Source organism: Clostridiales bacterium FE2011, assembly GCA_017569305.1.
Taxonomy (GTDB): Bacteria; Bacillota; Clostridia; order Christensenellales; family Aristaeellaceae; genus Aristaeella.
The window spans coordinates 2,712,433-2,736,988 of sequence record CP069418.1 but is presented as its reverse complement, the minus strand read 5'-3'; the positions used below and the strand labels follow the sequence as shown (position 1 = coordinate 2,736,988).

20 protein-coding genes are annotated in these 24,556 nt (G+C 55.2%); 1 reads left to right on the top strand and 19 read right to left on the bottom strand.

Annotation, left to right across the window (positions count from 1 at the left end):
* Position 1: 1 nt before the first annotated feature.
* The 16 genes from JRC49_12430 to JRC49_12355 form a co-directional block, all read right to left on the bottom strand.
* The gene (locus JRC49_12430; protein QTE70590.1) at positions 2 to 1,171 is read right to left on the bottom strand and encodes a SpoIIE family protein phosphatase; all 1,170 of its coding nucleotides are present in this window, start codon (positions 1,169 to 1,171) and stop codon (positions 2 to 4) included.
* Entirely contained in the window at positions 1,164 to 2,840 is a 1,677-nt protein-coding gene (locus JRC49_12425; protein QTE70589.1) for a 4Fe-4S binding protein, read from the bottom strand. Before JRC49_12425 ends, JRC49_12430 begins: the two co-directional genes overlap by 8 nt.
* A gap of 60 nt (positions 2,841 to 2,900) precedes the next feature.
* Complete coding sequence (locus JRC49_12420) at positions 2,901 to 3,143, bottom strand: (2Fe-2S) ferredoxin domain-containing protein (protein ID QTE70588.1); 243 nt, start codon at positions 3,141 to 3,143, stop codon at positions 2,901 to 2,903.
* Between the two features lie 18 nt (positions 3,144 to 3,161).
* Positions 3,162 to 3,911, bottom strand: a complete 750-nt coding sequence (locus JRC49_12415) for a phosphotransferase (GenBank protein ID QTE70587.1) — start codon at positions 3,909 to 3,911, stop codon at positions 3,162 to 3,164.
* Positions 3,912 to 3,925: 14 nt separating this feature from the next.
* Positions 3,926 to 6,628 carry a bifunctional acetaldehyde-CoA/alcohol dehydrogenase gene (gene adhE / locus JRC49_12410; protein QTE70586.1) on the bottom strand — a complete coding sequence of 901 codons (2,703 nt, stop codon included), beginning with the start codon at positions 6,626 to 6,628 and terminating at the stop codon, positions 3,926 to 3,928.
* Positions 6,609 to 7,262: a redox-sensing transcriptional repressor Rex gene (locus tag JRC49_12405; GenBank protein ID QTE70585.1), complete on the bottom strand. Its 654-nt coding sequence runs from the start codon at positions 7,260 to 7,262 to the stop codon at positions 6,609 to 6,611. Before JRC49_12405 ends, adhE begins: the two co-directional genes overlap by 20 nt.
* 377 nt (positions 7,263 to 7,639) lie before the next feature.
* A complete protein-coding gene (locus tag JRC49_12400; GenBank protein QTE72877.1) occupies positions 7,640 to 8,572 on the bottom strand; it encodes a LysR family transcriptional regulator in 933 nt (310 codons plus the stop codon).
* Positions 8,573 to 8,741: 169 nt separating this feature from the next.
* Entirely contained in the window at positions 8,742 to 9,674 is a 933-nt protein-coding gene (locus JRC49_12395; protein ID QTE70584.1) for an FMN-binding protein, read from the bottom strand.
* Between the two features lie 149 nt (positions 9,675 to 9,823).
* A complete protein-coding gene (locus JRC49_12390; GenBank protein ID QTE70583.1) occupies positions 9,824 to 11,497 on the bottom strand; it encodes a carbon starvation protein A in 1,674 nt (557 codons plus the stop codon).
* 154 nt (positions 11,498 to 11,651) lie between these two features.
* Positions 11,652 to 12,671 (bottom strand): asparaginase, encoded by a 1,020-nt coding sequence (gene ansA / locus JRC49_12385; protein QTE70582.1) that lies wholly within the window; start codon positions 12,669 to 12,671, stop codon positions 11,652 to 11,654.
* 116 nt (positions 12,672 to 12,787) lie between these two features.
* Positions 12,788 to 13,567, bottom strand: coding sequence for a mechanosensitive ion channel (locus tag JRC49_12380; GenBank protein QTE70581.1), 780 nt, complete (start codon positions 13,565 to 13,567; stop codon positions 12,788 to 12,790).
* A 115-nt stretch (positions 13,568 to 13,682) separates the two neighbouring features.
* Positions 13,683 to 14,249, bottom strand: coding sequence for a bis(5'-nucleosyl)-tetraphosphatase (symmetrical) YqeK (yqeK, locus tag JRC49_12375; protein ID QTE70580.1), 567 nt, complete (start codon positions 14,247 to 14,249; stop codon positions 13,683 to 13,685).
* 17 nt (positions 14,250 to 14,266) lie between these two features.
* Positions 14,267 to 14,749 (bottom strand): GNAT family N-acetyltransferase, encoded by a 483-nt coding sequence (locus JRC49_12370; GenBank protein QTE70579.1) that lies wholly within the window; start codon positions 14,747 to 14,749, stop codon positions 14,267 to 14,269.
* Between the two features lie 5 nt (positions 14,750 to 14,754).
* Positions 14,755 to 15,576 (bottom strand): NAD(+) diphosphatase, encoded by an 822-nt coding sequence (nudC, locus tag JRC49_12365; GenBank protein QTE70578.1) that lies wholly within the window; start codon positions 15,574 to 15,576, stop codon positions 14,755 to 14,757.
* Positions 15,577 to 15,753: 177 nt separating this feature from the next.
* On the bottom strand, positions 15,754 to 16,437 hold the full coding sequence (locus tag JRC49_12360) for a flavodoxin family protein (protein ID QTE70577.1): 684 nt from the start codon (positions 16,435 to 16,437) through the stop codon (positions 15,754 to 15,756).
* A 53-nt stretch (positions 16,438 to 16,490) separates the two neighbouring features.
* Positions 16,491 to 17,447, bottom strand: a complete 957-nt coding sequence (locus JRC49_12355; GenBank protein ID QTE70576.1) for an SGNH/GDSL hydrolase family protein — start codon at positions 17,445 to 17,447, stop codon at positions 16,491 to 16,493.
* A 204-nt stretch (positions 17,448 to 17,651) separates the two neighbouring features.
* Here JRC49_12355 and JRC49_12350 point away from each other — a divergent pair, with 204 nt between their 5' ends.
* Positions 17,652 to 20,258: a glycoside hydrolase family 3 C-terminal domain-containing protein gene (locus JRC49_12350; GenBank protein ID QTE70575.1), complete on the top strand. Its 2,607-nt coding sequence runs from the start codon at positions 17,652 to 17,654 to the stop codon at positions 20,256 to 20,258.
* Positions 20,259 to 20,399: 141 nt separating this feature from the next.
* Here JRC49_12350 and JRC49_12345 read toward each other — a convergent pair whose 3' ends face one another.
* From JRC49_12345 to JRC49_12335, 3 genes are read right to left on the bottom strand one after another with little or no spacing between them, the layout of a single operon-like run.
* Positions 20,400 to 21,887, bottom strand: a complete 1,488-nt coding sequence (locus tag JRC49_12345) for a sugar transferase (protein ID QTE70574.1) — start codon at positions 21,885 to 21,887, stop codon at positions 20,400 to 20,402.
* Between the two features lie 25 nt (positions 21,888 to 21,912).
* Positions 21,913 to 22,941 (bottom strand): glycosyltransferase family 2 protein, encoded by a 1,029-nt coding sequence (locus JRC49_12340; protein ID QTE70573.1) that lies wholly within the window; start codon positions 22,939 to 22,941, stop codon positions 21,913 to 21,915.
* Positions 22,938 to 24,518, bottom strand: a complete 1,581-nt coding sequence (locus JRC49_12335) for a polysaccharide biosynthesis protein (protein QTE70572.1) — start codon at positions 24,516 to 24,518, stop codon at positions 22,938 to 22,940. Before JRC49_12335 ends, JRC49_12340 begins: the two co-directional genes overlap by 4 nt.
* Positions 24,519 to 24,556: the final 38 nt, after the last annotated feature.

The window sequence follows — 24,556 nt, the reverse complement described above, 5'->3', positions numbered from 1 at the left end:
CTCAAAAATAACTGACCTTGATCCGTTTGCCCATCTTCTGCAGTGCCGCGCTCAATTCCTGGACCAGGTTCATCTTAATGCTGAAATTGATCGGCAGGTCCGGGTTCTGATGTGCCGGATTGATTGCCCGGCCTACATAGAAGTTGATATCCGTCGCTTCCTCAAACAGCAGTTGACTGATCAGGGAGGCGCCGTCCTTGTGATTGCTCCATTCGTCGTAGCAGGTATTGTCCCCGATGAAATCCTGGGCATACTGCACCACCCGGTTCACCGTGATCACGCCTTCGGTCACCAGGTCCACGCCCTCCAGCTTCGCGATGGGCGGGATGTCCCCCTCATAGTTCAGGGAAGGCCGCAGCGGCTTGTTCAGCCACTTTGCCGCCAGGGAGGATGTGGTTCCGCCGCAGATGATGTGCTTTCCTTCCTTGGCAAAGAACAGGCTCATCATCCGGTCCGTGTCGTCCCGGTTTCCGGGCGGGCCGAAGAGCATATTCATCGGCACCCGCCTGCGCATCCGCACCACACAGGACGTGGCGTCATCGCCGGGCTTCCCGCCGTACAGCCGGTCGCACTCGTCCACCAGCATGGTGGACAGCAGCTTTGCGGAATACCCGCACAGGTTCATGGCCTCCATGTAGGAGATGATATCTTCCCGCTTCCAGCCGAAGTTGTATCCTACGCCGATGCCGGCATGGGGACAGCCGTCGCTCATGGCAATGAACACGTCGTTTTCCTGCAGCCGGATCACCGAGCGGTAAATCTGCTTCCCGCCGATGGACATTTCCTGCCGGGGATAGTCCCAGTTGGCGCCGTCCCGCAGCAGGATCACATGGGGATTGTCATACTGGATCACTTCCGCCATACGGTTCTGGATGATCCGCAGGATGGTAAAGGTGGAATAGGCCACGCCCCGCACCGAGCACACCGGCAGGGTGGCGGCGATGGTTTCCACGCACTCTTCCAGCGAAAGGCCCGCCGCCAGCATGGTGGAAATGATCTTGCTGGTCAGGGTGGACAGGATGCTGGCCTTCACGCCGCTGCCCAGTCCGTCCGCCAGCACGATCACCGTGGAGCCATCCTCCTGCTCGGCGATATCCACATGATCGCCGCACAGCTGTTCGCCTGTATGGTTAATGCTTTTGAAGCCGATATCGCAGCAAAGATCATTCATTGGTAATCGACTCCTTCAGCTTGGACAGCGCAATCTTGGTTTCCGCAGCGGTCTCGCCCAGCAGGGAAGCAATCTCCTGCACAATGCGCATCTGCTTCTCCACCACCTTGTCTGCCACTTCCACCGTCTGCCGGCTGATCTCTTCCTTCTCTCTGCGCGTTTCCTCTTCCATGGTCACGTCGCGCATGATGCACAGGATCATCCGGCCTTCCTCCGCGGGCACCACGGTCTGCTCCACATAGCAGCCGTATTCGGTCAGGTATACCCGCTCGTTGAAAATCCCCCTGTGGGTCTTCTGCACCTTCATGAAGGGCAGCGGATCCAGGATGCGCACCACCTGGTCGCCCAGCACCGCGCCGGCATCATGGATATTCAGCAGCTTCATCATCATGGGGTTGATCTGCTGAACCTCCAGCCGGTCATTGAGCATCAGGATGCCGTTGGGGGAATTGCGGGAAATGGCGTCCGTCATGTTCTCCGCCTTGTTCATCAGGAAAGGCAGGCACATGGAGATTTCGGCCTTTCCCTGGTAGATGGCAATCGCCTTTTCCCGGCACGTATCGTATCCGCAGGAGCCGCAGTTCAGCTCCTGGCTGGGCTTGAACTTGCCCATTTCCCGCAGGATCTCCGTGATTTCCGCTTCGGACGGCATGGCCGCCTTCAGGTCAATGGGCTCAAAGAACTTCCGCATCTGCCGGTTCTCCGGCTGCCGGATTTCAAAATCGCTGTCCCCTGCGAAGGAAGACACCGCAAGGTAATCCTGCACGGGGCTGCACCGGTTCTTTTCCATCACCGGGCCGCCCAGGCAGCTGCCCTTGCACGCGCTCATCTCTATAAAGCAGTGGTGGATCCTTCCGCTCTCGATGTCCTTCAGGGCCGCGATGCAGTTTTCCACGCCGTCCACTGCCAGGTAGGTATAATCCGGTGCGTCGCAGTCCATGGTCTTCAGGATGCCGCCGGTTGTAGGAAAGAACCGTGTCCGGCTGTTGGGTTCAGGGGTGATATCCTGCCGCAGGCCGATCTTCTCCGCCCGCAGCCAGCTGGTCAGTTCCTCAAAGGTCAGCACGGCGTCCACGATTCCCTCGTAGTATTCCGCCTCATCCTTCTTGGCCAGGCAGGGTCCGATGAACACCGTCTTCGCGTTGGGAATCCGCTTTTTGATGTCCTGGCAGTGGGCCTGCATGGGCGAAACCACGTCCGCCAGGTACTTCAGCTCCCGCGGGAAGAACTTCTGGATCAGTAGGTTGACGCTGTGGCAGCAGGAAGAGATGACGATATCGCGGTCATCCTCCCGCAGCATACGGTCGTATTCCCGCTTCACCTGGGTAGCTCCCAGGGCGGTTTCCTCCGCGTCCCGGAAGCCCAGTCTCTGCAGGGCTTCCCGCATGCTTTCAATACCCACGCCGGGATAGTTTGCGATAAAGGAAGGCGCCAGGGAGGCCACAACGGGCTCCCCGCTCTGGATCATTACCTTCACCTTTTCCGTCTCGTCCACAATCTGCTTGGCATTTTGCGGACAGACAACAAAACAGGTACCGCACAGGATGCACTCATTGCCGATAATATGGGCCTGGTTTCCCGAAAAGCGGATGGATTTCACCGGGCAGTGCCGGATACATTTATAACAGTTTTTACAGTTTGTTTTTTTCAGTGTCAGGCCGTGCGGCATGCGGCTTCCTCCTTGCAAAAAGGCGCCGGGCGGTGTTTCCTCCGCCCGGTGCGTATTGATTTACGCCAGCTTCGCCTTCACTTGTTTCTCAAAAAATTCCTTTACGCTTTCAGGTGAAACGGAGAACAGCGCCCCGTCCACGGTCACGCACACACCCTGCTGGCATTTGCCCATGCAGAAGGTGCCGCCCAGTTCGATCCGGTCTCCCAGATCATTCTCCGCAATCAGGGCCTGCAGCTGTTCAACTACCGGCCGTGATCCCTTGATGTGGCAGGAAGACCCGATACAGACTGTGATTTTCATATGCTTTATCCTCCGTTCTTATTCGTACTCCACCACATTGACCCATCTGAGCAGGAATTCCCGCTCCTGTTCGTTGCCCTTCACCGACTGGCTGGCCGCCACAATCGGCATCCACTTCTGGACGTACCGCCTGTCCGTGTTGCTTTTTTCACAGAACAGGTCCAGGTACTTTTCAGCGCCTTCGGTATCGCCCTTCAGGCAGAACAGCAGGTAGGTTCGGGCCGCGTCGGCGGAGGCATTGCCCTGGGTCACATGGCTCCAGTCCAGGATGTAGGGCGTTCCGTCGTTCGCGATGATGATATTGGAGGGACGGAAGTCGCCGTGGCACACCTTGTTGTGCTTCGGCATTCCCTCCAGCCGGGTATGAAGATCATACCGGATGGTAGCGTCCAGGCTGGCCTGGCTGATCTTGCGGTTCATCTTGTCCTTCAGCTTGTTCAGCAGCGGGCAGGTTTTGCTCTGCACTTCCAGCTGCAGGTCCACCATCTGCCCGATGTATTTGTCCTTATCGTCGGGGTTGTCTTTCATCAGCTGGCTCAGGGTTTTTCCGGCAATAAATTCGGACACGATGGTCCATTTTCCGTCCAGCACGGTCACTTCCAGAACCTTGGGGATATGCAGTCCGGTTTCCTCGATGCGGGCCTGGTTCAGCGCTTCATTCAGCACGTCTGCCTTGGAATACTCGGCGTTGAATACCTTCAGGCACCGGTCTCCGTCCCGATAAATCGTCTTGGCGTTCCGTACGGCGATTACTCGATCCTGATTCATTGTCCTTCCCCCTTTCACAGCTTATGTCCGGGACGATAGGCTTTTTTGGCCGCGTCATCCTCGTAGGTGGCGATGTCATACTCAGTGGGCTTGGCCGTTTCGGTGAAGTGCTTCCCGCCGTAGTAGGCATTCAGGTACATCTGCTTGATTTCGCTCATCAGCGGATACCGGGGATTGGCGCCGGTGCACTGATCGTCGAAGGCCTGCTCTGTCATGGCGTCCAGCCGGTCCAGGAAGTCCTTCTCATCCGGCACATAATCCCGGATCGTGGACTTGATGCCCACATAGGCTTTCAGGTCATTGATCTTCTTGATCAGCGCTTCCAGCTTGTCTTCGTCGGTACCTTCCGTAATGCCCAGTGCTTCCGCCACTTCAGCGTACCGCCGCATGGTGTGGGGATATTCATACTGGGGGAAGGTCCCCATCTTGGCCGGGGTTTCCGCGGCGTTGAACCGCAGCACCTCTTCAATCATCAGTGCATTGGCCACGCCGTGGGCAATGTGATGGAAGGCGCCCAGCTTGTGCGCCATGGAGTGGCACACACCCAGGAAAGCGTTGGCGAAAGCCATACCAGCCATGGTGGCGGCGTTGGCCATCTTCTCACGGGCTTCCACGTCCGTCATGCCGTCATCGTAAGCCCGGGGCAGGTAGGTGAAGATGTTCTTCAGTGCCTGGATGGCCAGTCCGTCCGTATAGTCGGTTGCCAGCATGGAAGCGTAGGCTTCCAGCGCGTGCGTCACCGCGTCGATACCGCTGGCCGCGGTCAGGCCCTTGGGGGCGGTCATATGGAAATCCGTGTCAATGATTGCCATATTTGGCAGCAGCTCGTAATCCGCCAGCGGATACTTTACGCCGCTCTGTTCATCGGTGATAACCGCGAAGGGAGTCACTTCGCTGCCGGTTCCGGCGGAAGTGGGGATCGCGACAAAGTACGCCTTTTCGCCCATCTTCGGGAAGGTATATACCCGCTTGCGGATATCCATGAAGCGCATGGCCATGTCCATGAAGTCAACCTCGGGATGCTCATACAGCACCCACATGATCTTTGCCGCGTCCATGGCGCTTCCGCCGCCCAGGGCGATGATCACGTCCGGCTGGAACAGGCGCATCTGCTCGGCGCCGGCTTTGGCGCAGGCCAGGGTCGGATCGGGCGCTACGTCGAAGAAGGTGGCATGGCTGATTCCCATCTCATCCAGCTTGTCGGTAATCGGCTTGGTGTTGCCGTTGTGGTAAAGGAAACTGTCTGTTACCACGAAGGCCTTTTTCTTTCCCATCACGGTTTTCAGTTCGCTCAGGGCCACCGGCAGGCAGCCTTTCTTGATGTACACCTTTTCAGGAGCGCGGAACCAGAGCATGTTTTCCCTTCTTTCCGTCACGGTTTTGATATTCAGCAGGTGCTTCACACCCACGTTTTCAGACACGGAGTTTCCGCCCCAGCTGCCGCAGCCCAGCGTCAGAGAAGGCATCATCCGGAAATTGTACAGGTCACCGATGCCGCCCTGGGAGGATGGGGTGTTCACCACAATGCGGCAGGTCTTCATCCGGGCCGCGAAAGCATCCAGCACTTCCTGCTTCTTCTGGGTATTGATATACAGGGAAGCGGTGTGGCCGTAACCGCCGTCCGCGATCAGCCTGTCAGCCTTCGCAAACGCGTCTTCCAGATCCTGTGCCCGGTACATTGCCAGCACCGGGGACAGCTTCTCATGGGCGAATTCCTCGGAGATATCCACGGATTCAACCTCACCGATCAGCACCTTCGTGCCTTCCGGAACGGTCACACCCGCAAGCTCGGCAATCCTGTATGCGCTCTGTCCCACAATCTTTGCGTTCAGGGCGCCGTTGATCAGGATGGTCTTCCGGACCTTGTTCAGCTCTTCTCCCTTCAGGAACCAGCAGCCCCGGGCAGCGAATTCAGCCTTCACGCTGTCATAGACGCTGTCCACGACGATCACGCTCTGTTCAGAAGCGCAGATCATGCCGTTATCGAAGGTCTTGGAATGGATGATGCTGTTGACTGCCAGCAGGATATCCGCACTTTCGTCGATCACCGCGGGCACGTTGCCGGCGCCCACGCCCAGGGCTGGCTTGCCGCTGGAGTAGGCCGCCTTCACCATGCCGGGACCGCCGGTCGCCAGGATAATGTCCGCTTCCTTCATCACGGTGTTGGTCATTTCAAGGCTGGGCACGTCAATCCAGGAGATGATGCCTTCCGGTGCGCCGGCTTTGACCGCTGCTTCCAGCACTACCTTCGCGGCAGCGATCGTGGCCTGTTTGGCACGGGGATGGGGGCTGATGATAATACCGTTGCGGGTCTTCAGACAGATCAGGGATTTGAAAATGGCAGTGGATGTTGGGTTTGTGGTCGGAATCACGGCGGCCACCACACCGATGGGCTCCGCAATCTTCTTCATACCGCCGGCTTTGTCTTCTTCAATCACACCGCAGGTTTTGGTGTCCCGGTAGGCATTGTAGATATATTCGCTGGCATAGTGGTTTTTGATCACTTTGTCTTCCACCACACCCATGCCGGTTTCCTCAACAGCCATCCTGGCCAGGGGAATGCGGGCCTGATTGGCGGCGGTTGCCGCTGCCAGGAAAATCCTGTCCACCTGTTCCTGGGTGTAGGAGGCGTACTGGCGCTGTGCTTCCCGCACCCGGGCTATGGCAGCCTCCAGTGTTTCCGGGCTGTCCACCGTTTCATAGGTCTTCTGATCCATGTGAATCCTCCTCCGTTGTTTCATTGGACATGCCTGCTACGATCTTCAGGCAGGCAAGGGATAACGCAATGTTTTCATGCTTCACCGTCACGGTATCCGGTACCCGGATCGGCACGGAAACAAAACTGAGAATCGCTGTGATGCCGCTGTTCACCATCTGGTCCGCAGCCTCCTGGGCCGCTCCTGCCGGTACGGTCAGGATCCCGATGTGAACCTCATGTTCCCGGCACCATCCGCTCATCTCTTCCATGGGAAGGATCGGTTTCCGTTCGTGGCTTGAATCGGTCACGCGGGTATCGAACGCCGCCGCGATCTCCAGCCCGTACTCCCGGAATCCGTCATAGGCCATCAGGGCTCTGCCCAGTTTACCGGCGCCGACCACCACCGCAGGGATCGTCTGCTTCATGCCCAGCACTGCTTCCAGGTCTTCCCGGAGCCGCTCCGTCGGATAGCCAATCTTCGGCATCCCCGCCGGGCAGATGCTGGCCAGGTCTTTTCGAACCTGAACCTCGCCCAGTCCCAACGCCCGGGCAACAGTCGCGGATGAAACATTCTCCGTCTGTACGGTGCGGATAAACTGCAGATACAACGGCAGCCTACCCATCGTCGCTTTGGACAGCGTACTGCTCCTCATGGCCCTTCCCTCCTTGCCGCGGGTTATTATAGAAGAACAGGCGTCTCAGCGGAATTACCAAAACCGTATATGAGTTATATATATATCGATAACTCTTTATCGATATATCGATATAAAAAGAAACCTGCCCCGTAACGAGGCAAGAATAAGCAACAAACAAAACCTTATTTGTCAACCATATTCATTGCACAGAACAACGCACTCCAGGCTGTCATTTCGACCGAAGGCGTAGCCGTAGTGGAGAAATCCCTTACTAAGAATTCCGAAGGAAATCCCATTTATTCAACAAAAGCGCTTCCGCCGTATACGGAAGCGCTTTTCTCCACCATTATTCATTTTTAAGTCTTAAGTTTTCAGTATTCATTGATGAAAACGCATTATGCGTTTTCATCGAACTGACAATTTCGTTTTGAAATTGTCAGTTCCGTTATAAATTGCTTATCCAGCTCTGTCAGGTGATAATTCTTCCTGCGGATCAGCACGTCCCGGTACAGTTTCTGGTTATCCACGCAGCGTCTCTGCACCAGGTGGAGGTTCTTCAGCAGCCGCTCCGGAATCGGGGAAACCCACATGAAGGTTTCCGGGTTTTCCGAAAGCAGATCCATCTGGCTGCCCCGCTCAAACACATAAATCCTCCGGGGAATATCCGGCAGTTCTTCATTCTTGACCACGGACAGCGGCATGGAGGGTACATAGGGATCCGCATGCGCGATCTGGATATATCCGGCCAGGTCTTTCATCCGGATGGTCTCCATTTTTGCCAGCGGGCTGTCCTCATGCATGATCAGACAGTAGGTGAATTCCATAATCAGGTCCCCGGTCAGGTCCTTATCTTCCAGCATCTCCCGGAAATACTTTTCATGCTTGGAGGCATACCGGAGGATGCCCAGGTTATACCCTACCTCCAGGATGTTTCTCACAGCCTTCAGTACATTGGTTTCCTGGTAGAAAACTTCCGCGTCATCCTTGCTCAGTGACCGGGAAAAATGGGCAAAAGCGTCGGAGATGTAGCTGGCCCGCGGGGCGGAGATGGAAAAGCGCTGGCAGGCCGGCTGTCCGGACTTGTACATGTGTTCCATGTCGTCCACCTGCTCCAGGATCTTCCTGGCCCGGCCCACAAACTCCTCCCCTTCCGGGGTCAGGATCATACCGTGGGCACTGCGCTGGAAAATGGTAATCCCCAGGTCGGCTTCCAGTTCCTTGATTACCCGGCTCAGGTTGGGCTGGGCTACATGAATTTCTTCCGCTGCCTTGTTGATGGAGCCGTTGTCCGCGATGCTCACAGCATACTTCAGGTGCAGAATGTTCACGCTTTCATCTCCCTCGGTCTCAACGTAAAAGAATGCCCGGAAAACCAGATCGGACATGTCTATTATAACACAACAGACAATTTCTGCCAGTGCCGCTGCAGGCGGAACAAAAACCGGAGGCCTGTCTGAAAGGCCTCCGATCCTGTTGACTGTAATATGCCGCGGTTTTTTATTTCTTGATTTGCGCCAGGGCATCGTTCACGGCGGCAATCAGGGCTTCGCTGGTCTTGGTCGCGCCGGAAACTGTATCAATCTCGGTGGAGTTGGCCGCGATGATCGCGTCGGGAATGGCCGCAAAGGCCGGATCGCTGACGCCGGCAGTTTCGTTGTGGCTCAGCACTTCAATCTTCGCGATCTTGTCCCCGTCCATGGTGACCTTCACCTTCACCTCGCCGCCGATTTCGCTGATGCCGGTGCCGATATACTCATTGGCTGCCAGCGCCTCCTCTGCGGGAGCGGCTTCCTCTTCCGGTTCAGCCTCTTCGTATCCGTACAGGACGTTCAGCAGGGAAATGGCTTTGACTGCCACTTCGGCCGTCACAGACGCGCAGCGGGCCTTGCGTTCCGGATCCGCCATCTTGTATCCGGTCGCCGCCATATAGGTGCCTACGGAATCAACGCAGTTGATGGAGTGAGCCACGGTAGTGATGGATTCAAATTCAGGCTGGTACTGCGGGAAGCTGTGTTCCCGGTACCAGGCAAACAGCTGGTCACGCACAGCAGCAGCGTCCTGGGGTTCGCACACCAGGCCCACAAACATCAGGGCGCCCGCCAGGGAACCGCAGAGCGTTCCCGCGCCAAAGCCGCCGCCCATCAGGGCGCATGTGCGGCCGGGAACCATCTCATTATAGGGATAGCCGGTCACTTCACTCATGATGTCGATGATGCCGCCAAAGCATCCTCCGCCGCAGCCTCCGTATTCATAGAACTTTTCATAGCAGCGCTTCAGCAGCTCATCCTTGTCCAGCGGCACATATTTCCAGGGCCATACGGGAGTTTCCTTCCCTTCCGCCACAACAGGCAGCGGCAGGCTGCTGACTGCGACCGCACCCAGTGCGGCTTTTCCGGCGGTACGCAAAAATTCACGACGGTTCATGTCCATTTTTTCATCTCCCTTTTCTGTTTTTCAGTCTGTGTGTACATTTCAGACATCTGGTTTCATTTTACGGAAAGCTGCCATTCCTGTCAACAGCGTCGGGAATGTGCCAAATAAAAAAGCATCCGGTTTCCCGGATGCTTCGTTGCAGTTCCTTAAGCGTTCTGTGCTTCCTGCGGAGTTTTTTCAGCCAGCCGTCTGAAGCCGAGCACCGCCACGATCACGCCGAGCACAAACAATGCAACGGCAAAAGCGAGCTGCAGGATGTTCCCCGCGGTCGGATCGCCGATCAGCGCAATGATCTTCTGGACCAGGGCTGTCAGCGTCACGCAGAGCATGATCACCATGGGAATCCACAGCATCCAGCCCTTGCGGTTGGTCTTCTTCAGGTAAACAGCGCAGGCAATGAGCGCCAGCGCGCTGAGCAGCTGGTTGGCGCTGCCGAACAGCGGCCAGATGTTCTTGTATCCCATCTTTGCCAGGATATAGGCCAGCACCAGCGTAATCACCGTCGCAAAGTATTTGTTGGTTACCACCTTGCGCCAGGGCTTCATGTCCTCATCCTTGATGGAGGCGTCCAGGAACAGCTCCTGGAAGGACAGCCGGCCGATCCGGGCAACCGAGTCAAGGGAGGTCAAGGCGAAAGCGGAAACCGCCAGATTGATCAGCGTGAAGATAATGTTATGGGGCATGCCCAGCTTCTCCAGGAAGTTGGCAACGCCGCCCGCAAACACCTGCGTGGGGGTGGAATAACCAGCCGCCGCGGCTTCTCCCGCCGCGAAGCTGGCCACTGCGATCAGGGAGATCACAGCCAGCAGGGATTCCATCAGCATGGCGCCGAAAGAAACCGGCAGCATATGCTTTTCATTCTTAATCTGCTTGGAGGCTGTACCGGAAGAAACCAGGGCATGGAAGCCGGAAACGGCGCCGCAGGCGATGGTCACGAACAGGATCGGGAACAGGTTGCCGGTTCCTGCCACCGTGAAACTGGTGAATGCCGGCAGGTTGATGCTGGGATTGGTCGCCATGATACCAACCACCGCAGCCAGGATCATGAACACCAGCAGGTAGCTGTTCAGGTAGTCCCGGGGCTGCAGCAGGGCCCACACCGGAACCACGGAAGCAATCATGATATAGATGAACACGATGATATGCCAGGTATTGGCCGGAATGAACACCGGCAGGGCCAGGCCCACCGCGACGCCGACCACCAGCAGGGCGATGGCAATCAGGGTGTTGACCCATTTGTTCATCTTGGAGAACCGGAGCAGGAAGCCCAGGGCCACCGCTTGGACGATAAAGAGCATGCTTGTGGTCGCGACGCTGCCGTTGGCAGTAATCCGGGCGCCGTCGGCGGCAAAGCCGTTGAATGTGCCGGCAACCACGTCGGCAAAAGCTGCAACCACCAGGATACAGAACAGCCAGCAGAACAGCAGGAAAAGCTTCTTGCCGACCTTGCCGATGTATTCCTCAATGATATAGCCGATGGTACGTCCCTTGTTCTTCACAGAGGCGTACATGGCTGAAAAGTCCTGCACAGCGCCGAAGAATACGCCGCCGATCAGGACCCACAGCAGCACCGGCACCCAGCCGAAAACCGCCGCCTGCACAGGACCGTTGATGGGGCCAGCGCCGGCAATGGAAGCAAACTGGTGTCCGAAGACCACATGGGTATCGGCAGGTTCATAGTCAACGCCATCCCGCAGTTCGTAGGCCGGCGTCTTGGCTTTGGGATCAATACCCCACTTTTTCGCCAGCCAGCGGCCGTAAACGAGATAGCCGGCGCCCAGTACAACGATGGCAATGATCATCATGAGTAAACCGTTCATAATCAATTCATCCTCCCTCGTATGAATAACTTGTCCGGACTATTTTTCAGTAAGCTATCACTGCATCCCCGGATTGTCAATTGAAATACAAAAAGAACGCAAAAAAAGAACTCCTGATGCTTCAGGAGCCCTTCTGCCTTGTTGTCTTACGTCTTCAGATTGTGATCTCTCCGCGCAGGCTCTGCTCCATTCTGGAGCGGATTTCCTTCTCCTCCAGCCCGCAGCTGAACAAATAGTACAGCTTGGCAACGGCAGCCTCCGTGGTGATGTCATACCCGCTGACCGCGCCTGCGTTCCGCAGTGCCTCCGAGGTCTCGTACGCACCCAGTGCGACGGTGCCGTGCGGGCACTGGGAGCAGACGATAATAATAGTTCCGTTTTCACTGGCCTTGCGGATAATCGGCAGCAGCGCGTCCGAGGATCCGGGAATGTTGCCGGCGCCGAAGGTTTCGATTACGATTCCCTTCAGCCGCTCTGTCATAATCGAATCAAACAGTTCAAACTGAATTCCGGGGAAAACCTTGATAACCCCGATGGGAACGCTCTTCAGGGTCTGCAGGGAAAATGTCTCTTTGCAGGCCGGAAGCAGTGCGGGGAAATTGTACCGGATCTCAATTCCCACCTCCGCCAGCGGCTGGAAGTTTGGGGATTCAAAGGCGATCAGGTCATCCGCGGAATACTTGATGGACCGGTTCCCGCGCAGCAGCTTCCCGCCGAAATACAGGCACACCTCATGCACCCGGTCATCTGCCGCCACCTGCATGGCGGTAATCAGGTTGTCCCGGGCGTCGTTCCGGATCTCGCACAGCGGAATCTGGGATCCGGTCAGGATCACCGGTTTGCTGTTGTTCCGCAGGGTAAAAGAGAGGGCCGAAGCCGTATAGGCCATGGTATCTGTTCCGTGGAGGATAACAAATCCGTCAAACCGGTCATAGTTGCCGGCAATCATGGTGCCGATGGTGTTCCATTCCCTTACGGTAATGTTGGAGGAATCCAGCAGCGGATCCATGTCCACAACTTCCCAGTCCGGCATGCCCTCTGCCTTAAGCTCCGGAATGGCGTCCAGCAGCTGATGGAACTTCTCCTTCTGCGGGGCATAGCCGTGGCGGGTCTTCATCATGCCGATGGTTCCGCCGGTATAGATAATCAGTATTCTTTTCCGTTCCTGTTTCATGCGTTCCTCCGGGCAGTGTTTGTTCATTCAAACCGGACTATTATCCCAGATCCCTGCTCATCTGGCAAGCATCAAAAAAGAGTTCCTGATATTCAGGAACTCCGTTTTCAGTTCGGTCAGGATTTAACATGCACATCCATTTGGGGGAACGGAATGGAGATGCCGGCGGCGTCCAGCGCCCGCTTTCCTTTATCCAGCAGCCGGAAGTTCACCGGCCAGTAATCAGCGGTTTTGACCCAGACCCGGACTGCAAAATCCAGGCTGCTGTCCGCGCACTTGGAAAGGACAATCTGCGGAGCCGGATCCTTCAGAACGGCTGTCTCCTGGCCCACCAGGTCGTTCAGCACCCGGTACACCTGATCCATATCGCTGCCGTAGTCAACAGAGAAAGTCAGATCCAGCCGTCTCGTTCCCTCCCGGGAGAAATTGACAATGGTCGTATTGGTCAGGGCACCGTTGGGCAGGCAGAGCTGTTTGTTGTCCACGGTAATCAGCTCCGTATAGTAAGCGCCCACGGTTTTGACGGTGCCTTCGCTGTCGCCGATCTTTACGTATTCCCCCGCCCGGATCGGCCGCAGAATCAGGAGAATCAGTCCGCCGAGCAGGTTGCCTACTGCGCCCTGCAGCGCAAGGCCGATGGCCACGCCTCCGGAAGCCAGCAGCGTCAGAACGGAGGTCATGGGAATACCTATAATATTCACGGCGGTCAGGACCACAATCGCGGAAAGGGTGATCTTGACCAGGTTCTGCAGGAAACCCCGCAGCGTCGGTTCAATCGCGTGGAATTTCTTGTTGTGCTTGAGAATATTGCCGATCCAATGAACCAGCAGGAATCCTATCACAAGCACCGCGATACCGCCGAGAAGCTTCAGTCCTGCATCCTTGAGCCAATTCATGATACTGTTGCTGCTTTCCGTAACCATGCTCCTGTTCCTTTCTGCTCTTATGTACTTTTATTCCTGTCCTGAGACGGGTTCATTATATCATCGGCCCGTTCAGCTCTGCAATTATTCATCCCCGGTTTTTCTTCAGATCCTCATATGCTTCCGAAATCCATCGGTGCGGCATGAGCAGCAGTTTGTTTTCGAACTGATAACGGATATAAAAGAAGCAGGCCTCTTCCAGGGATTCCTCGGCCATTTTCTTCAGCTCCTCATAATAAGGCGGAACCCCTTCCTGATCCCAGGAGATCTTGTCCGCGATAAAGACAAGCTGGTCATACGGACCGGCGTTTTGCTTCAGGGTCGTGTGGCATTCAACCGCACTCAGGATATCCTCATCCCGGATGCCGAACTGTTCCTCCGCAATGATCCTGGATATCCGCTGGTGCAGGAGAAAATGATATTTCTCCTCTGCCGGATCAATCGGCATGCCGCGTTCCACAGCCGTCTCATACATTTCCAGCGGCGACATCACCGCACTGATGTCATGCAGCAGCGCCGCCGTCCTGGCTTTCTGTATATCCAGCTTATGGATCCCCGCCAGCCATACCGCCGTCTCCGCCACTTCTTCCACATGCTTCAGCGTTTTGACCTTGTTTCGGGTCAAATAGGTGTCTCTGATCAGTTCTTCATTCATGCTGTCAGGCTTTCCCCTTACAGAACGATTTCGTAGTATAGATAATCCCCGGTATATGCGCTTTCCGTCTCATTGGGCTTCCTGTCATATAGAACGAAGCCAACTGACTCATAATTCCTCGGAGCGATCAGGTTACTGTTGGTACACACAATGATCCGCTTCAGTCCCTCATACGCCCGGATCCTGCGCAAGGCCTCTTCCAGCTGCAGATGTCCGTATCCCCTGCGCTTGTATTGTTCCCGGATACCGTTATGGCCGATCTCGACGTAATCCGGTCTGTGCCGCGGATCCCACGTCGCAAACCCGATCGGTTCTCCGTCCAGGCAGGTGACCAGGCTGTATTTGTCGGCAATCTCCGGATTATCATAGAAGAAGTCATCCGTCTCCTTCCAGTTCTCCTCCCAGATCTGCCGGTTTCTTTTATCGTAGGAATAGGCGTCCGCAAGGATATCATAGAGCGTGCCCCGCGGGAAATCGGTAAATTTCTTAAACTCAATCATTTGCCTTATACCTTTTTCCCTTCTTTAAACATCCTCATCATCTCATTGGTGAGGCTCAGGTTGTTCGGCTGCAGGACGATGTCTTCCCGCCGTACCCATTCAGCATATTTCAGTTCATTCGGATCCATCCGGATCACGGACTCCTCGTCCGCGTCACAGTAAAAGCCCACCAGCAGGTCCTGCGCCATTCCCCAGGGCTGGGACTTGTAATACCGGATGTTATGCACCCTGACGCCGGTTTCTTCCATAACCTCCCGATGCACGGTCTGCTCCAGCGTCTCGCCGATTTCCGTAAAACCGGCAACCAGCGCGTTGTGCGCATAGCCTTTCCGGTACCGGGTGATCAGCAGGCTGTCACCTTTGATGACGCCGACAATGACAGCCGGATTGATCCTCGGATAAACCACATGCCCGCAAATGCTGCATTGCAGGGCCCGTTCCGCGGTATGGCATCTGTTTTCCCCGCCGCACCGTCCGCACCGGCGGTTGTCGGCATACCACCGCCACAGGTGATATGCGGTAAATGCGGCAAAAAGCTCTTTGCCGCTGCCGGCGTCCCGCAGCTCCCGCACTGTCCTGAATTCAAACCCCGGAAGCGCTGTCCCGGCGGGTGTCAGCGCGCAGAAATACCTGTCCCCATCCACCGAAAACAGATAAACTGTACCGTCTGCCGGAACCTCTTTCCCAGTGGTAAAACGAATCTTTCCGTCTCCTGTTCTGACAAGTATTCTTCCGTCCACGTCAAAAAGCAGGACGAAATCTTTTTCCTCAGGGTTTCCCGGCCTGAATGCGTTGTCCAGCCTGGATGGTTCAATATCCTGGATCATATTTCTGATTCTCCATACACAGTCTTGTTTTCCAGGTTATCATAGCTGAAAACTGCTTTACGATCAATAACGTGATAACGGAACAGCAGACGACTTTCCGGTTCTTTTTTCGCGTTGAACGGCTGAAATCAAAAAGACTCCTGTTTTCCAGGAGTCCGTTTTATGAAATGCAATGCCTTATGCGTTTCCGTTCACAATATTGATATACATCTCCTTCGGGATCATCGGGGTTTCCAGCCTGGCGATTGTCTCCGCTGAAAGCTTCAGGCTGGCGGCATATTCCTCCCCTGCCTTTTCAAAGCTGGCCAGCAGCGGATCCGCCAGCGGCGCGGCTTCCGGGACGTTCAGCATGGGAGTTTCCGGAACACAAACCATTTCCAGGTTGCCGAAGCACTGCCTGCACTGCATCTTCAGTCCGTCAAAATTCCCTTCCCAGTCCGGGAATCCGCATCCGCAGAGAACCACCGTATGTATCCTGGAAAAATCGACCAGGGCTTCATGCCGTACCCTTCCGTTCTCCTCCTGGCGCATATCCATTTTGACCAGCGGGATTGTCCGGTCCAGGAACGCCTTCAGGTGGGACGGCATGCCGTAGCAATACAGCGGAAAGTTCCAGATGATGATGTCGGCACTCCGGTATTCGTCCAGGAGGGCATTCTGGTCGTCCTCAATCACGCAGTGACCGTCCAGCTTCTGCCAGCAGCCGAAGCATCCCCTGCAGGGGGCGATCTTTTTGTCAATCACGTTGACGATCTGAACCTCGTGTTCCTGGTTTTTATTCAGTCCCCGCAGGAAGGCTGCCGCCATCCGGAAGGTATCGCTTTTCTTCTTGGGGCTCCCGTTCAGTACAAGTACTTTCATAACATACGCTCCTCTTCTCAGTGTAATGGATCTGTTTAGCTCCCGGATCCAGGTCAGAACTTCAGGTTTCTGATCGCTTCCACCAGGTTCCTGCCGTAGACTTCCGCTCCCAGCGCATTGGGATGGAGATTGTCCAGGAAGTACTCCGGAAGGTGCGGAACCAGTCTGAACCCGTCAACCACTTTCACATTGGAATAACGGCCGGCGATCGCTTTCACGTTTTCGCAGAAGCGGATCAGCACGGGAATCTGTTCCGGCAAATCCCCGCGCCATAGGGGTGAAATGCAAAGAATCGGGATCCGTTCTCCGTAAATTCCGATCAGCGTTTCATAGTATTCTTCCACGTCTTTCATGGTTTCACAGCCGAACTGGTTTGTTCCCAGGGCCACAATAATCTTGTCCGGTGTATAGCCTTCCATCTTCATCAGGGACTTTTTGTCATAGACGTATCCGCCGATTCCCTGGTTGATGATGTCGTAGTTCAGGATCCTGTTGGCCACGCTGACGTACGTCATCGCGGAGCGAAGCGGTCCGTAGCCCTGGGTAATCGAATCCCCGAGCCACAGCACCTTTTCATTCTTGCGCGCCGGAGTAAAGGATCCGTCAATCTCGCAGTTGCGGATCAGCACGGTCGCGTCCGCAGGAAGATAAATCACAATATCCTTTTTCCCTTCCGGAAGCTTCCATTCCAGCTTTCCTTCCTTCGGCAGGTCCTTCACGTAACGGATTTCGGTAATCAGTCTGTCAACCATCAGTTCAAAGGAGTCCGGGGATCCCTCCCAGATACATTTGTATTCAAAGGAAATCGTCCGGGCGTCCGTGGTCATCTCCAGCGTCTTGGCGGTAGTGGCCAGGCACCGGTCATACCAGAAATCCAGTCCGATCTTGATGCAGGATTCAAAATATGCCACCTGCTCCTTCGAATACTGGAACGCCTGCAGCCAGCCGTCTTCTGTCTCATCAAAAGTATAGGCGCCGAAATAAATGCTTTGCAATTCCTTGTTTGTCATGATCGTTTTCCTCCAGTGTCATTAACTGCGAATATACCATGTGTATAGCCGGAAATCAACAATATCACAAAAAGCGAGAAGCGACAGCAACAAATGACAGGCTGCTGGAACAGTTCATCAGAATGATCTTTTATTTATTGACTTGAAGTCAACTCTATGGTTTAAGATATTTAAAACAATTGTCGAAGGAAAAGAGGTCAGCATATGGACAGAAATACCCCTTTGTATGATACAGGCCTTTCGAACGAAGCCCGTGCGAAATGGCTCGTTTCCCAAATGTCGGTTGAGGAAAAGTTCAGCTGGTTCTCCCTGCGGGTCCGGAACGACCGTCTGGGGATCATCGCCTCCACCTGCGGCGGCGAGGGAGCCCACGGCGTTCAGGCCCGGGCCGGTCAGGGAGAGCTGTATCCGCCGACGCCCACGACTTCCTTTACCCAGCCCATCGGTATGGCCGCAACTTTTGACCGGGAGCTGATCCGCAAAGCCGGTGACGTGACCGGAAAGGAATCCCGCGCCTTCGGAAATGCTGTCGGCAAGGGCGGTCACGGCCGCCTTGCGCCCACTGTCGATCTGTGCCGCGATCCCCGCTGGGGCCGGAACGAGGAAGGATACGGCGAAGATCCGTACCTGACCGGCAAGATGGCTTCCGCCTACATTCTCGGCATGCAGGATGAGCATAACTATGACGGCACGCCCCTTGCCCCCGGTGCCCGGGGAGACCGTGTCCGGACTGCCGCGGTCCTGAAGCACTTCTATGCCAACAACCAGGAATACCGGCGCGCGTATGACAGCTTTGACATCAGCGACAAGGTCAAATATGACTATGAGCTGGAGCCTTTCCGCTACTGCGCCCAGGAAGGCCACGCGGAAGGCGTTATGACCTCCTATAATGAGATCAATCATCTGCCCGCCATGCTCAACCATGAGGTTCAGGACATCCTGAAGGATCAGTGGGGGATTCAGTATGCCATGACAGACGGCGGCGATTTCCTGCAGACCGTGAACTTCCATCATTATTTTGAATCCCATGCGGAAACCCTGGCTGAGGGTGTGAAAGCCGGTGTGGACGCCATGCTGGACAATCAGACCGAGGTCGTTAAAGCGGCAAAGGAAGCCTATGAGCGCGACCTGATCAGCGAAGAAGAAATGGATAAATCCATTACCTGCACGGTTGTAGAGCTGATCCGCCAGGGTGCCTTCGATCCGGAGGACCCCTATGCCGAACTGGATATGGCTGATGTGGGGACGGATGAGGCGAAACGGATCTCCCTGGAAATGAGCAAGTCCTCCAACGTCCTGCTGAAAAACGAGAACCATTTCCTGCCTTTCTCAAAAGAGGACGATATTGCTCTGATCGGATTTGTGGGAAACAACTGGTATATGGACTGGTACGCCGGAAAGCCGCTGTACAGGGTGACGCTGAAGGCCGGCCTGGAAAAGAAGATGCACCGGACAATTCCCTATGAAAGCGGACAAACCCTGTTCCGTTTCAGGGCTGGGAACAGGTATATCGGTGCCAGCCGTCCGGCGCGGATTCCGTGGGGAGCCCCCGATCCCGGCCCGGCCGAACTGGTACTGGTGGACAGGGCGGAAGATGCCGTCGTCTTCGAACAGCTGAACTGGGGCTGCGGCAGCAATTTCCTCTACGCTCCCGAATTCAGGAAATACGCGACGGTGGGACCGGATGGAAAGATCACCCTGTCTTCCGATGAACCATTCACCTTTAAACTCATGGAAAACTTCACCATCGGCAAAGCGGACGCTGTCCGCACACCGCAGTCCCGGAATGCAAACTGCGTGGAGCTCACCGAATACTGGAATGACGAAGCTTGCGACGTGAAGCTCTACTGTTTTGGCAACCGCAACGTCTACCTGGAGGACGGAAAGCTGAAGACGGATCCTCTGGTCCGTCTCGCACCCGAAAGCAACACCAAGGAAGGCGGCAATATTCTGGAAGCCTGGGCCGGTTCCGAAAAGGAAGCGACAGCGCTCACCGTGGAGATTGTCTCCGACGGCATCCAGCGCGCAAAGGAACTGGCCAGGAAAGCAAAAAAGGTCATTGTTGCCCTGGGCTGCAACCCTGTCATGAACGCAAAGGAAGAGATCGACCGGAGCACCATTGAAATGATCCCCCTGCAGCAGAAACTGCTGGAGACGGTATACGAGGTAAACCCGAACGTCGCGGTTGTCCTGATCACAAACTATCCTTACGCCATCAACTGGATGCAGGAGCATGTGCCGGCCATTCTGCTGAACGCAACCGGTTCCCAGGATCTGGGCAACGGCCTGGCCGCTGCAATCTTTGGGGAAGCGAACCCGGCCGGACGTCTCCCGATGACCTGGTATAAAAGCGATGCAGACCTGCCGCCGATGGAAGACTATGACCTGATCAATCACCCCCGTACCTACCGGTACTTTGACAAACCGGTGCTGTATCCCTTCGGCTACGGCCTGAGCTATGCCGCCTTCGGCTACAGCGGTCTGAAAGTTGAGAAACAGAACGGCGGCCTGCGGGTCTCCGTGAATGTAACGAACACCGGCGCCGTAACCGGCGATGAGGTGGCCCAGTTGTATATCAGGCGCGTATCGCCCTCGAAAACGGTCCACCCGCTGCGCCGGCTTATCGGCTTTGAACGGCTTCACAGCCTCGCACCCGGAGAAAGCGCGGAAGCAGTCTTCGTTGTCAATCCCTGCGACCTGGAAATCTATATGGAGGATGCCGGGAAAAAGGTTATTGAGCCCGGTCAATATCAGGTATACGCCGGCGGCTCCTGCCTGGATGAACAGGTTGCTGCGGAGATCGAATTATAACGTAAGACAGACGACAGTTTATGGAGGCAGGGATACATTCCCCTGTCTCCTTATTTGTGATGCTGAAACTTAAGAAAAGGGCTCCTGATCTCTCAGGAGCCCTTACGTGCGGGAAACAGGACTTGATAGATAACATGGGAGTTACATCGTTCCGATCCGTCTGAACACAACCCATATGGTTTTGAATAAGATATAAATATCCTTTTTGAGAGACCAGTTTTCGATGTATTCCCGGTCCATACGAACCACTGTGTTAAAATCGCGGATATTGCTGCGGCCGCTGACCTGCCAGAGTCCCGTAATTCCAGGCCGTGTGGACATCCTGGACCGGTGATAGGGCTCGTACCGCTGCCATTCGTCCACCGTAGGCGGACGGGTTCCAACCAGGGACATTTCACCTTTCAGGACATTGAAAAACTGAGGAAACTCATCCAGGGACAGGGCGCGGATCCATCCGCCCACCCCCTTCTTCCATTTTCCGTCAGGGCCTTGTTTGCTTCCGATAATGCGCGGATCATTTTCCATCTTGAACATAAGGTGGCCTTCCTGGCCGTTTTCCTTTGCCACCTGCTTTTTCCGTGCTTCCGCATCCATATACATGCTGCGGAACTTATACATCCTGAACTTCTTCCCGTTTTCACCGATCCGGATCTGGGAGAAAAAGATCGGTCCCGGATCAGAGAGCCAGATTGCCAGTCCTACAGTCGGAATAAGAAGCAGTGTAATCAGGGCACCGATCAGTCCGCCTGCGATATCCATGATTCGCTTCAGCAGCAGATCACGCCCTGTGACATAACCCAGAGAAGTCGTAATGGTCAGGTGACCGCAGATCCATTCCACGTTCTTATGCCGGGATTCGATGTCATCCAGGGACGTAAGGGCGGTATGAATGGTAATACCTATGCGCATGAGGCTGTTGATAAGGTCCACAGGCATATCTGTTCCGGGCGGAACGTCCAGATACACTTCATCCACCCAGTTATTGGTCAGGTATTGCTCCAGCGTATCAGCTGTAGCCACAACCGGAATCGTGTCCACTTCCGGATACTCCTCCCGCACCTGGTTCAGCGCATGCCTCACCTGTTCTTCGGAAGAATTGGCTCCCATAATCGCCATACCGGAGAATCGGTAGATTCCATAATTCGAACGGAGAATTCTCGGGATGACTGTCGGAATTTGGGAGGCTTCCAACGCAATCAGCATGGAATGCCGGTTATGGATATGGTGTTTTTTCTTCAGAAAACTCTTGTATACCTGACGCATGATATAACAGGACACCAGATACATCGGCAAGCCATATAGCGTGATCTTCAGCAGGTCTGCTTCAACAGACTGGTCCAGCAGCCGGATAATCAGCAGGACAAGTATCACATTTCCTGTCTGGCTGAGGAGCCGGATCATCTCATCCCACGGTGAATGATGCAGCACACTGTGATAGGTGTCCATGACAATCATCACAACCGTATTCACCAGGATGATTTCCAGGGCCATCCACCAGAAAAAGCGGGAGTTTACACCTTCCTTTTCAACGATCAGGAATGCAGCCAGAAGGCTGACAAAAGCGCAGAGGATGTCCAGAAACATAAAGTCTATATGCTGGGACCAGCCGCGCACCCTTCGTTTGTACATGCTTACACCTGCTTTCCATGATGATTTATACGTCCAGTTTTTTTTCCTGCCTGACCCGGGCGGCGCACAGCAGCACAGCCGGCATCACCAGATGCATTTTCAGCAGCAAGATGACGGCTCCCGCCTTTCGCGGCAGATCTCCGGCAGACACAAATGACAACATTCCCGATTCATGGAGCCCCTGCTTCATATGCCGCGCGGCTTCCCGCAGGGAAGATTCTGTCCGGACGCGCCATTTCCCCGTACGGATGATCAGCATCGCCGCGTATTCGTTGAGCTGGCGGCCGATGGTTGGCGTCAGGCCGCTCATATGCTCCCTCATATAGGCGACCAGGTAACCGAAACTTTTTGTGAGGAGGTTCTCCCGGCTTCTGGCACGGATCGAGTCCTCATTGGTTTTATTGTACATATACAAAGGTTCGTTGCATATGTACACGTACTGGCAGTGCAGAAGGCATTCATAGGTCATGGGCACGTCGGTAAAAACGCGGATCCTCTCGTCACGTGTATAATGCCCGACCAGCAGTTCACGCCTGAAAGCCTTATCCCAGGTATGTGCCTGAATCCTGCCCGGATGAAGCCCGGTCCGCGTATCCATAAGCAGATACGGGAAAATTTCCTTCTCCAGTCGTTCCCGGTTGTAGTATCCTTCCGGTACATTGTTCAGCGTATCTTCCATATGATCCGCATATACATTGTGGGCAGCGAAAAGCACCATGTCGGGCAGTTCCGGTGAACCGGATACGGTATCGTGAATGAATTGCAGCATGTTTTCGAGAGCCCAGTCATCCCCGTCCAGGATACAGACATAGTCCCCCCGGGCAGCAAGGATGCCCTTATTCCGGGCGGAAATCAACCCGCCGTTGGGCTTATGGATCACCCGCACGCGGGAATCACAGGCTGCGTAATCATCGCAAATCTGTGGGCACCCATCCGTTGAGCCATCATCCACCAGCAGCAATTCAAAATCGGTATAGGTTTGATTCAGAATACTATCCACGCATTTTCTCAGGTATTTTTCCACATTATATACCGGCACAATAACACTGATCATTCTTCGGTTCTCCCTTCCCCGACTGGGGTGTCCGCATCCTGTGTCTTCCGGTTTCCCGGCAGGATGTTCCTTTTCAGCTGTGAAAGGCTTTCCCGGAACACGTGGTTTCGTCCGTAAATGGCAAAGTAGATCAGATTCGGTACCAGGAAACTCACTGCGGCATTCAGGATCAGGGCCGGCCATGTATCCAGCGTAAACAGGCGGCAGGCAAACCATGATGCTGTGCAGGATGCCAGGGCAGCCGCCGTCAGTCCGCAGAAAAGCCGGATATACCGGCCCAGCTGTTCCCGGGGGAACACTTCCCTGAACAGGTTGTGGAACAGCCAGGGAATCTGGATAGCAACGATGGAGATAACCGAGGAAAGCAGCACCCCGTACAGCCCCAGCCACCGGACCGTGGCCAGGTTCAGGCCCAGATTGACCAGCGCCGCCGTCAGGGGCCTCCAGCGGTCCTGCCGCCATATGCCCGCTGCATCCTTGAACATATTGACCAGCTTATTGGCACCCATGGAGTAGTAATAAACGACGAAGCAAAGCACCAGCCCCATGGGGAGCATATTCTCTTCGCCCATCCAGAGATTCATAAACGGCTGGAATACACACAGCAGCATGGAGCTGCTCACCCCCAGCACCCAACTGAACAGGAGGCTGATCTTTTCCAGGTCCCGGTAATTCGCTTCCCGGCTCTCCATGACCATCTTGTTGCCCACTCCGGCCATACAGGCGTTGAGAAGCACCACCAGCATGATCCGCAGTGCGGTAATCACAAAATAGTAATTCTGATAAAGTGCCAGGACGGTCAGGCCCATAAAAGCGGAGATCACCAGGGTGTCCGCGGAATCAAAAACCGTGGCGGAAAGCTTAGAAGTAAAAAGATCCCGTACCCTGCGCAGAATATCCATTCGCTTTTCTTTCGGCAGGTTTCCTTCGGGCACGTATCGGGGATACATTCTGGACGCGTACACCGCCGTCAGCACGTTCACGGTAATCTGGCTCAGCAGCTGGACGGACAGGTAGAGATAATAATCCCGTATAAAAACCAGGATCAGGATCTTCAGGGTATATTCCGTGATCCGCACCGCCAGGCTGACCTTGCTGATTACATCCCGCCGCTGGTGCGCCTGGAGCAGGCTGCTTTTGTAAGCGAACAGCCAGTACGTCACCACCGTGTTCCCCAGGTTCATCAGGTACAGGACGTACAGGTTCATGCCGGCGGGGACATCCCCCTTGATGAGTCCCGGCAGAACAGGGATCAGGAGCAGCCCCAGCATGGCGATTACCAGTCCGATGATCCGGTAGAGGGTACGATACAGGCGCAGCAGGGCGCAGATGGTCCGGGTATCATCTTCGGCAATGGGTTTGTACATGCTGAATACCATTGCGCTGCCCACGCCGAGCTCTGCCAGGTTCAGGAAGGTCAGGAGCGACTTGAACAGGCCGTTCAGGCCCAGGTATTCTGTTCCCAGGCAATGCAGCATGACAGAGCGAATGACAAACGGAAACAGCAGGTTGGCCATTTCCAGTGTCCCGTCAAACACAATGTTCCTTGTCGCGTTTCTGGTGCGTTCAAGCTTCATGCCGATTGCTGCAGTCCTTTCAGTTGGATTTCAGGGAT